The organism is Enterobacter sp. MEB024, from assembly GCF_030209635.1.
Taxonomy (GTDB): domain Bacteria; phylum Pseudomonadota; class Gammaproteobacteria; order Enterobacterales; family Enterobacteriaceae; genus Enterobacter; species Enterobacter ludwigii.
Map to the genome: position 1 here is coordinate 242,738 of NZ_JARVRQ010000008.1, position 10,433 is coordinate 253,170.

9 protein-coding genes are annotated in these 10,433 nt (G+C 55.0%); 7 read left to right on the forward strand and 2 right to left on the reverse strand.

Annotation, left to right across the window (positions count from 1 at the left end; all coding sequences use genetic code 11):
* The first annotated feature begins 29 nt into the window (after nt 1-29).
* From kup to rbsR, 7 genes are all read left to right on the forward strand, one after another.
* Complete coding sequence (gene kup / locus QRN24_RS15650) at nt 30-1,898, forward strand: low affinity potassium transporter Kup (protein WP_014172271.1); 1,869 nt, start codon at nt 30-32, stop codon at nt 1,896-1,898.
* 216 nt (nt 1,899-2,114) lie between these two features.
* The gene (gene rbsD, locus QRN24_RS15655) at nt 2,115-2,534 is read left to right on the forward strand and encodes a D-ribose pyranase (protein ID WP_020882770.1); all 420 of its coding nucleotides are present in this window, start codon (nt 2,115-2,117) and stop codon (nt 2,532-2,534) included.
* A gap of 7 nt (nt 2,535-2,541) precedes the next feature.
* The gene (gene rbsA, locus QRN24_RS15660) at nt 2,542-4,047 is read left to right on the forward strand and encodes a ribose ABC transporter ATP-binding protein RbsA (RefSeq protein WP_020882771.1); all 1,506 of its coding nucleotides are present in this window, start codon (nt 2,542-2,544) and stop codon (nt 4,045-4,047) included.
* Between the two features lie 4 nt (nt 4,048-4,051).
* Nucleotides 4,052-5,017 (forward strand): ribose ABC transporter permease, encoded by a 966-nt coding sequence (gene rbsC / locus QRN24_RS15665; RefSeq protein WP_020882772.1) that lies wholly within the window; start codon nt 4,052-4,054, stop codon nt 5,015-5,017.
* Between the two features lie 27 nt (nt 5,018-5,044).
* Nucleotides 5,045-5,935, forward strand: coding sequence for a ribose ABC transporter substrate-binding protein RbsB (rbsB, locus tag QRN24_RS15670; RefSeq protein ID WP_014172267.1), 891 nt, complete (start codon nt 5,045-5,047; stop codon nt 5,933-5,935).
* Between the two features lie 107 nt (nt 5,936-6,042).
* Nucleotides 6,043-6,972, forward strand: coding sequence for a ribokinase (rbsK, locus tag QRN24_RS15675; protein ID WP_025202725.1), 930 nt, complete (start codon nt 6,043-6,045; stop codon nt 6,970-6,972).
* A 3-nt stretch (nt 6,973-6,975) separates the two neighbouring features.
* A complete protein-coding gene (gene rbsR / locus QRN24_RS15680) occupies nt 6,976-7,968 on the forward strand; it encodes a ribose operon transcriptional repressor RbsR (RefSeq protein ID WP_072255737.1) in 993 nt (330 codons plus the stop codon).
* Here the strand turns inward: rbsR and mdtD are convergent.
* Together mdtD and QRN24_RS15690 are read right to left on the reverse strand one after the other, a co-directional pair.
* The gene (gene mdtD / locus QRN24_RS15685) at nt 7,934-9,367 is read right to left on the reverse strand and encodes a multidrug transporter subunit MdtD (RefSeq protein WP_025202726.1); all 1,434 of its coding nucleotides are present in this window, start codon (nt 9,365-9,367) and stop codon (nt 7,934-7,936) included. The genes rbsR and mdtD overlap by 35 nt on opposite strands.
* Nucleotides 9,364-10,071, reverse strand: coding sequence for a FadR/GntR family transcriptional regulator (locus QRN24_RS15690; protein ID WP_020882776.1), 708 nt, complete (start codon nt 10,069-10,071; stop codon nt 9,364-9,366). The genes mdtD and QRN24_RS15690 overlap by 4 nt, the downstream gene beginning before the upstream one ends.
* Nucleotides 10,072-10,433 lie beyond the last annotated feature (362 nt).

Below are 10,433 nucleotides of genomic sequence, written 5' to 3' on the forward strand. Positions count from 1 at the left end.
ATTTGTTATTTAAACGAAAAGACTAGTCTATGAGCACTGATAATAAGCAATCATTACCCGCAATAACGCTTGCGGCGATCGGGGTTGTCTACGGTGATATCGGCACCAGCCCGCTTTATACGCTTCGTGAATGTCTGTCCGGTCAGTTTGGTTTTGGTGTTGAGCGCGATGCCGTCTTTGGCTTCCTGTCCCTCATCTTCTGGCTGCTGATCCTGGTGGTTTCAGTGAAATACCTCTCCTTCGTTATGCGTGCAGATAACGCCGGTGAAGGGGGGATCTTGACTCTGATGTCCCTTGCCGGGCGGAATACCTCCGCCAGAATGACGTCGGTGCTGGTCATTATCGGTCTGATTGGCGGCAGCTTCTTCTATGGGGAAGTCGTCATTACGCCCGCGATTTCGGTTCTCTCGGCGATAGAGGGGCTGGAGATTATCGCGCCACAGCTTGATTCATGGGTTGTTCCGCTGGCGATCCTTGTCCTGACGCTGCTGTTCATCATCCAGAAGCACGGCACCGGGCTGGTGGGCAAGCTGTTCGCTCCGATTATGCTGGCCTGGTTCCTGGTCCTGGCGGCACTCGGTTTACGCAGCATTATTGCTAACCCGGATGTGCTGCATGCGCTGAACCCTTACTGGGCCGTGCATTTCTTCCTTGAATATAAAGTGGTTTCCTTCGTCGCGCTCGGTGCCGTCGTGCTCTCCATCACCGGTGTTGAGGCGCTGTATGCCGATATGGGGCACTTCGGGAAACTGCCTATCCGCGTGGCGTGGTTTTTAGTGGTCCTGCCGTCGCTGGTGCTGAACTATTTCGGTCAGGGTGCGCTGCTGCTGCAAAACCCGGAGGCGATTAAGAACCCATTCTTCCTGCTGGCTCCGGACTGGGCGCTGGTGCCCATGCTGATTCTGGCGACGCTGGCGACCGTTATTGCCTCGCAGGCGGTAATTTCAGGCGTGTTCTCTCTGACGCGTCAGGCCGTGCGTCTGGGGTATCTCTCGCCTATGCGCATTATCCATACCTCCGAGATGGAGTCGGGCCAGATTTACATTCCGTTCATCAACTGGCTGCTCTATTTCGCCGTGGTGATTGTCATCGTCAGCTTCGAGCACTCCAGCAACCTGGCGGCGGCGTACGGTATTGCGGTAACCGGTACGATGGTACTGACCTCGCTGCTCTCCACCACGGTAGCGTACCGAAACTGGCACTGGAACAAATTCCTCGTGATGATGATTCTGGTCGGCTTCCTGTGCATTGACGTGCCGCTTTTCTCCGCCAACCTCGACAAGATTGTCTCCGGTGGCTGGCTGCCGTTGACGCTCGGTCTGGTGATGTTCATTGTCATGACCACGTGGAAAAGCGAACGTTTCCGCCTTCTGCGCCGTATGCATGAGCACGGTAACTCCCTGGAGGCTATGATTGCCTCGCTGGAGAAATCGCCGCCGGTACGCGTGCCGGGCACCGCGGTGTATATGTCGCGTGCGCTGAACGTTATCCCGTTTGCGCTGATGCATAACCTCAAGCACAACAAAGTGCTGCACGAGCGCGTGATCCTGCTGACCCTGCGCACCGAAGATGCCCCGTACGTCCACAATGTCCGCCGCGTGCAAATCGAGCAACTGTCGCCGACCTTCTGGCGCGTCGTGGCAAGCTACGGCTGGCGTGAGACACCAAACGTCGAAGAGGTGTTCCATCGCTGCGGTCTGGAAGGTCTGAGCTGTCGCATGATGGAGACCTCGTTCTTTATGTCCCACGAGTCGCTGATTATCGGCAAGCGCCCCTGGTATTTGCGTCTGCGCGGCAAGTTGTACCTTATCCTGCAGCGTAACGCCCTTCGCGCGCCTGACCAGTTTGAGATCCCGCCTAACCGTGTGATTGAGCTGGGAACGCAGGTCGAAATCTAGGTCCTCGTGTGGCCTGATGCCCTCTCCTGGATGGAGAGGGTGCAACCCTAAAAAAACGGTAACCAAAGGGTTACCGTTTTTGCATTTATCGCCTTCTCATTTCACGTAGCGAAACGTTTCGACGCCGATCACAAATCTGTTATGTCATGGTGGTTTTCTGAACACCGTTAAGACTAAACTGATTTCAGCGAAACGTTTCGCTAGTGGAGCAAGAAAATGAAGAAAGGCACCGTTCTTAACGCAGAAATCTCATCGGTTATTTCCCGTCTTGGGCATACCGATACGCTGGTGGTTTGCGATGCAGGCTTACCGGTTCCACGCAGCACAACCCGTATTGATATGGCGTTAACGCAGGGCGTGCCCTCGTTTATGCAGGTACTGGACGTGGTGACGGCGGAGATGCAGGTTGAGGCGGCCATTCTCGCGACGGAAATTAAACACCATAATCCGCAACTCCACGAAACGTTGCTCAGCCACATTGAGCAACTGCAACAACACCAGGGAAACACCATAGAAATTCGTTACACAACGCACGAGCAATTCAAACAACAAACCGCAGACAGTCAGGCGGTGATTCGCAGCGGGGAGTGTTCCCCGTATGCGAATATCATTCTCTGTGCTGGCGTCACCTTCTGAGGCCATCATGGACGCATTACTGCAACTGAAAGGGATCGATAAAGCGTTCCCGGGCGTAAAAGCCCTCTCTGGCGCGGCTCTGAACGTTTATCCCGGACGCGTAATGGCGCTGGTGGGCGAAAACGGGGCCGGCAAATCCACCATGATGAAAGTGCTGACCGGTATCTATCAACGCGATGCCGGCTCGCTGCTGTGGCTGGGTAAAGAGACCACGTTCAACGGCCCGAAATCCTCCCAGGATGCGGGGATCGGTATTATCCATCAGGAGCTGAACCTGATCCCGCAGCTCAGCATTGCGGAAAACATCTTCCTCGGACGTGAGTTCGTTAACCGGTTTGGCAAAATCGACTGGAAAACGATGTATGCCGAAGCGGATAAACTGCTGGCGAAGCTAAACCTGCGCTTCAAGAGCGACCGTCTGGTGGGCGACCTCTCCATTGGCGATCAGCAAATGGTTGAAATCGCGAAGGTGCTGAGCTTTGAGTCGAAGGTCATCATTATGGATGAACCGACGGACGCGCTGACCGACACCGAAACCGAATCTTTATTCCGCGTTATCCGCGAGCTGAAATCGCAGGGACGCGGGATTGTCTATATCTCTCACCGTATGAAAGAGATTTTCGAGATCTGCGACGACGTAACGGTCTTCCGCGACGGGCAATTCATTGCCGAGCGCGAAGTCGCCACGCTGACCGAAGATACCCTTATCGAAATGATGGTGGGACGTAAGCTCGAAGACCAGTATCCGCATCTGGACAAAGCACCGGGTGAGATCCGCCTTAAGGTGGATAACCTCTGTGGCCCGGGCGTGAACGATGTCACCTTTACCCTGCGCCAGGGGGAGATCCTTGGCGTGGCGGGGTTAATGGGGGCAGGCCGTACCGAGCTGATGAAAGTGCTCTATGGCGCACTGCCGCGTACCAGCGGTTATGTCACGCTCGACGGTCATGAGGTGGTGACTCGCTCTCCACAGGATGGCCTGGCAAACGGCATCGTCTATATCTCCGAAGACCGCAAGCGTGACGGCTTAGTGCTGGGGATGTCGGTAAAAGAGAACATGTCGCTTACTGCCCTGCGCTATTTCAGCCGCAGCGGTGGCAGCCTGAAGCACAAAGATGAACAGCAGGCGGTCAGCGATTTTATCCGTCTCTTCAACGTTAAAACGCCGTCGATGGAGCAGGCGATTGGTCTGTTGTCCGGTGGTAATCAGCAAAAAGTGGCCATTGCGCGCGGTCTGATGACGCGCCCGAAAGTGCTGATCCTTGATGAGCCAACCCGCGGCGTGGACGTGGGGGCCAAGAAAGAGATCTATCAGCTGATTAACCAGTTCAAGGCCGACGGCCTGAGCATCATTCTGGTCTCTTCCGAGATGCCAGAAGTATTAGGCATGAGCGATCGCATTATCGTCATGCATGAAGGGCATCTCGGTGGTGAATTCACTCGCGAGCAGGCCACCCAGGAAGTTCTGATGGCTGCCGCTGTGGGCAAGCTTAATCGCGTGAATCAGGAGTAAGAAGATGACTACCCAGGCTGTTTCTGGTCGCCGTTATTTCACAAAGGCATGGCTGCTGGAACAAAAATCGCTGATTGCCCTGCTGGTGTTGATCGCGATTGTTTCGACCATGAGCCCAAACTTTTTTACCGTTAATAACCTGTTCAATATTCTTCAGCAGACGTCGGTTAACGCCATTATGGCGGTAGGGATGACGCTGGTGATTTTGACGTCGGGTATCGATCTGTCCGTCGGTTCCCTGCTGGCGCTCACCGGTGCGGTTGCGGCTTCAATTGTAGGGATTGAGGTCAACGCGCTGGTGGCCGTTGCAGCTGCGCTGGCACTTGGGGCGGCAATTGGTGCCGTGACCGGTGTGATTGTGGCGAAAGGTCGCGTTCAGGCGTTCATTGCGACGCTGGTCATGATGCTCTTGCTGCGCGGTGTCACCATGGTTTACACCAACGGCAGTCCGGTAAATACCGGCTTTACGGATAACGCCGATCTGTTTGGCTGGTTCGGTATTGGTCGTCCGCTGGGTATCCCGACGCCGGTCTGGATCATGGCTATCGTTTTCCTCGCGGCGTGGTACATGCTGCATCACACCCGTCTGGGTCGTTATATCTATGCGCTGGGCGGTAACGAAGCGGCAACGCGTCTGTCCGGGATCAGCGTCAATAAAGTCAAAATCATCGTCTATTCGCTGTGTGGTCTGCTGGCCTCTCTGGCAGGCATCATCGAAGTGGCGCGCCTCTCTTCTGCGCAGCCAACGGCGGGGACGGGGTATGAGCTGGATGCCATTGCGGCAGTCGTTCTGGGCGGTACGAGTCTTGCGGGCGGTAAAGGTCGCATTGTTGGGACATTGATCGGCGCACTGATCCTTGGTTTCCTGAATAATGGTTTGAATTTATTAGGTGTTTCCTCCTATTACCAGATGATCGTTAAAGCAGTGGTGATTTTGCTGGCGGTTCTGGTAGACAACAAAAAACAGTAACTGACGACACTACAGGACATCTTAGATATGAACATGAAAAAACTGGCTACCCTGGTTTCTGCTGTCGCGCTGAGCGCAACCGTAAGTGCTAACGCAATGGCGAAAGACACCATCGCGCTGGTTATCTCCACGCTGAACAACCCGTTCTTCGTCTCTCTGAAGGACGGTGCACAGAAAGAAGCTGACAAACTGGGCTACAACCTGGTGGTGCTGGACTCTCAGAACAACCCGGCGAAAGAGCTGGCAAACGTTCAGGACTTAACCGTACGTGGCACCAAAATCTTGCTGATCAACCCAACGGATTCTGACGCTGTGGGTAACGCCGTGAAGATGGCTAATCAGGCGAAGATCCCGGTCATCACCCTTGACCGTCAGGCGACGAAAGGCGACGTAGTCAGCCACATCGCTTCTGATAACGTACTGGGTGGCAAAATCGCGGGTGACTACATCGCGAAGAAAGCGGGTGAAGGCGCGAAAGTTATCGAACTGCAGGGTATTGCCGGTACGTCAGCGGCGCGTGAGCGTGGTGAAGGCTTCCAGCAGGCGGTTGCAGCGCACAAATTTAACGTACTGGCCAGCCAGCCTGCTGACTTCGACCGCACGAAAGGTCTGAACGTGATGCAGAACCTGCTGACCGCGCACCCTGACGTGCAGGCTGTGTTTGCACAGAACGACGAAATGGCGCTGGGCGCGCTGCGTGCTCTGCAGACCGCAGGTAAATCTGATGTGATGGTTGTCGGATTTGACGGCACACCGGATGGTGAAAAAGCAGTAAAAGATGGCAAACTGGCGGCGACCATCGCTCAGCTGCCTGAGCAGATCGGCGCAACGGGCGTGCAGACTGCTGATAAAGTGCTGAAGGGCGAAAAAGTTCAGGCCAAATATCCTGTTGACCTGAAACTGGTCATCAAGCAGTAAAAGGCGAATCAGGCAGTCGCTGGCTGCCTGAGGGACACCCTATAAAGAAAAGTGTGGCATACGCCACCGGGTCACACCGGTGGCGCTCTCAGATGGACACCTCAACCATGAAAACCGCAGGCAATCTTGTCGTCCTTGGCAGTATCAATGCCGATCACATTCTTAACCTTGAATCGTTCCCGACACCGGGCGAAACCGTCACCGGTAATCAGTATCAGGTGGCATTCGGCGGTAAGGGCGCCAATCAGGCCGTCGCCGCAGGACGCAGTGGGGCGAAGATCGCCTTTATTGCCTGCACGGGTGATGACGATACCGGTGAGCGCGTACGCAAACAGCTGGCCAGCGATAACATTGATATTGCGCCTGTCAGCGTTGTCGAAGGGGAATCAACCGGCGTGGCGCTGATTTTCGTCAACGCGGAAGGTGAGAATGTCATCGGTATTCATGCGGGGGCTAACGCCGCGCTGACCACTGAGCGGGTGAACGCGCAGCGCGAGATCATCGCGAATGCCGAAGCGCTTCTGATGCAGCTGGAATCACCCGTTGAAAGCGTCCTGGCGGCCGCAGCGATAGCGCATCAAAATCATACCACTGTCGTACTCAATCCTGCGCCTGCGCGGGTATTATCAGACGAGCTGCTGGCGCTGGTGGATATCATTACCCCGAACGAAACTGAAGCGGAGAAACTGACAGGCGTTCGCGTTGAAAATGATGACGACGCCGCGCGGGCGGCGAAAGTGCTGCACGATAAAGGCATCGGCACCGTTATCATTACCCTTGGCAGTCGTGGAGTGTGGGCCAGCGTAAACGGGGAAGGCCGTCGCGTGCCGGGCTTTAAGGTTAAGGCGATTGATACCATCGCGGCGGGAGATACCTTTAACGGTGCATTGGTGACTGCGCTGCTGGAAGGCAAGAGAATGGATGATGCTATTCGCTTTGCCCATGCCGCCGCGGCGATTGCCGTAACGCGCAAAGGTGCCCAGCCTTCCGTTCCGTGGCGTAAAGAGATTGATGAATTCTTAAGTCAGCAGGGGTAACGCTTGGCCACAATGAAAGATGTCGCCCGCCAGGCGGGCGTTTCTACGTCGACAGTCTCCCACGTCATTAATAACGATCGCTTCGTTAGCGAGGCGATTCGGGAAAAAGTCGAAGCCGCGGTTAAAGATCTCAACTATGCGCCGTCCGCGCTGGCGCGCAGCCTCAAGCTCAACCAGACGCGCACCATTGGCATGCTGATCACCGCCAGTACCAACCCCTTTTATTCTGAACTTGTTCGCGGTGTCGAACGCAGCTGCTTCGAGCGTGGTTACAGCCTGGTGCTGTGCAATACCGAAGGGGATGAGCAGCGAATGAACCGCAACCTGGAGACGCTGATGCAAAAACGCGTCGACGGGTTACTGCTGCTGTGTACCGAAACACATCAGCCCTCGAAAGAGATTATTCAGCGCTACCCTTCTATTCCCACGGTGATGATGGACTGGGCGCCGTTCGACGGTACCAGCGATCTCATTCAGGATAACTCGCTGCTGGGAGGTGACATGGCCACCCAGTATCTGATCGATAAAGGCTATACCCGCATCGCCTGCATTACCGGCCCCCTGGATAAAACCCCGGCGCGCTTGCGTCTTGAGGGGTATCTTTCTGCGATGGCGCGGGCGGGGCTTACTGTTCCGGATGGCTACCGTATTACCGGTGATTTCGAATTTAACGGCGGCTTTGAAGCTATGCAGAAACTGCTGTCGCAAGCGCAGCGTCCGCAGGCTGTGTTTATCGGCAACGATGCGATGGCGTTTGGCGCGTATCAGGCGTTATATCAGGCGGGGCTGCGTGTTCCACACGATATGGCGGTGATTGGTTACGATGACATTGAACTGGCCCGCTACATGACGCCGCCGCTCACCACGATTCATCAGCCAAAAGATGAACTGGGCGAGCTGGCCATCGATGTGCTTATCCACCGAATGGCCGAGCCCGGCCTTCAGCAGCAACGTCTGCAGCTTACTCCTGTTCTGATGGAACGGGGTTCGGTTTAGCCTTTGCTTTGTGGCGCTCTTTGATCAGGTTGCGGCCATCTTTGGGTTTTAACAGCATAAAGACCAACGCCGACACGACGGTGAGTGCGCCCATGGTAATAAAGGTATAGTGGAACTGTTCGACGGTGTTCGCGCTGTCAAAACCTTCATAAAACCGCAGTACCGCCGCACTGACGGCCACCCCCAGACTGATCGACAACTGCTGAGTCACTGCCAGCACGCTGTTGCCGCTACTGGCGTTATCGTCGGTCAGGTCGGCGAGGGTGATGGTGTTCATCGACGTGAACTGTGTCGACATGGCCATTCCCAGCACAAACAGGGGCAGGATCAGCATCCAGACCGGTAAAGAGGCGGATTGCAGGGAGAACTGCGCGATCATCAGCCCGATAAAGACCGTTACACCTACCAGCGTCTTACGATAGCCAAACCAGCGCAACACCTGCGTGACGGTTGATTTGGCCAGAATAGAGCCCATCGCCGTGGGGGCCATCATGCAACCGGCAATCAGAGCCGGGTAGCCGAAACCCACCTGCAGCATCAGTGGCATCAGGAACGGCACGCAGCCCGTCCCCAGGCGTGAGGCAATGTTGCCCGCAATCCCCACGGAAAACGTTCGGGTGTTAAACAGCGACAGAGAAATTAACGGCGTCGGGTGATGGCGTGCATGACGTATATAAAGAAGGAACAGCAAAATACCGCCGAGGATGACGGAGAGTGCAATCCATGTCGCCACGATTTTCTCACCAAACAGCTCCATCCCACTGGAGAAGAGCACCAGGCTCAGGCCAAACAGGAAAAAACCACGCATATCGAAACGGCGTCTTGGGGTGGTGAAGTTCGGCATATATTTGCGGGCATAAAGCAGCCCCGCGACGCCAATGGGAATATTAATCAGGAAGATCCAGTGCCAGCTTGCCCAGGTGACGAATACCCCGCCGAGAACCGGACCCAGTATGGGGCCGACCAGGCCGGGCATCGTGACGAAGTTGAGCACAGGAAGCAGTTCACTGCGCGGATAGGCGCGCAGTAACGCCAGACGCGCCACGGGCATCATCATTGCCCCACCAACGCCCTGAAGAACACGGAAGATGACCAGCTCTGTAAGAGACGTTGACAGCGCACAGGCCAAAGAGCCGAGCGTAAAGAGCGTCACGGCCAGCATGAATATTTTGCGGGTGCCGAAGCGGTCAGCCAGCCAGCCGCTTACCGGAATGAGCATCGCGACAGTCAGGGTATAACTGATGATGGCGGACTGCATCGCCAGCGGGGATCGGTTAAGGCTTTGTGCAATCGCGGGTAGCGCTGTGTTGAGGATGGTGGCATCCAGTGCTTGCATAAAGAACGCCATGGCTGCAATCCACGGCAATCCGGCCATGCTGCGCGCTTTTCTCTCTCTCATTTATGTACCTGCTGGTGGGTTGGCGCGGCCAGCAATGCCTGGCATGCATCCTGGGCTCGCTGCCCGTCGCTCTCCTGAATGGCATCAACAATCGCCTGGTGCAAATCCAGCTTTACCACTTCGTCTTGTGTAATAGAGGTAAAGTAGGTGTGGTATACCGAATGGAATAAAGAGGCAAAGGATGTCAGGAACGGATTGGCGCTCATCATATAGATGTGTTCATGCCAGGCCATATCGACCTCAATCCAGCGTTCGCGGTTGAAGTGCTTTTTCAGGAACACCATCTCTTCCATTAGGGCATTGAGCTGCGCTTTCTGTTCTGCCGTCCCGAGCGTGGCGGCAAGGAGGCAGGCCTGAGGTTCAAGACTGCTGCGCATCACCAGGAAGTGATCGACGACCTGATGAAAGTTATCTTCCGTCATCCACCATGAGAGCAGTTCCTGATCGAGGAAGTTCCAGTTGCTCTGTGGCATCACACGCGTACCAATGCGAGGACGCGGAAGCACCATGCCTTTTGCCGTTAAGGTTTTCACCGCTTCGCGAACGGCGGTACGGCTCACCCCAAACTGCTCACCCAACTCCATTTCACCCGGCAGGATGCTCCCCGGGGCATATTTACCCGCTAAAATCAGCTGAGCCAGTTTTTCTGCCAGCACATACGACAGGTTTTTTTGGGCAGCCAGTTGTTGTGCGCTTAATGGCATCGCGTTTATTCCTTAAAGATTCATGCTGATAATTATGCCACCTCGGGTGTTATTGTGGTTGCAGATACATCAAATAGAACAATTTGTAGCTTGATTTCACCCCTGTTGGTGAAAAAAAACACGGACAGAAACTTTTTTTGAATTTCCTCTTGTCACTTCAGAATAACTCCCTATAATGCGCCTCCACTGACACGGAACAACGGCACACACGCCGCCGGGTCAGCAGAGATAAGCGAAAATAAATGCTTGACTCTGAAGCGGGAAAGCGTAATATGCACACCCCGCGCCGCAGCGAAAACGAAGCGGCACTGCTCTTTAACAATTTATCAGACAATCTGTGTGGGCACTCAAAGTGACATGGA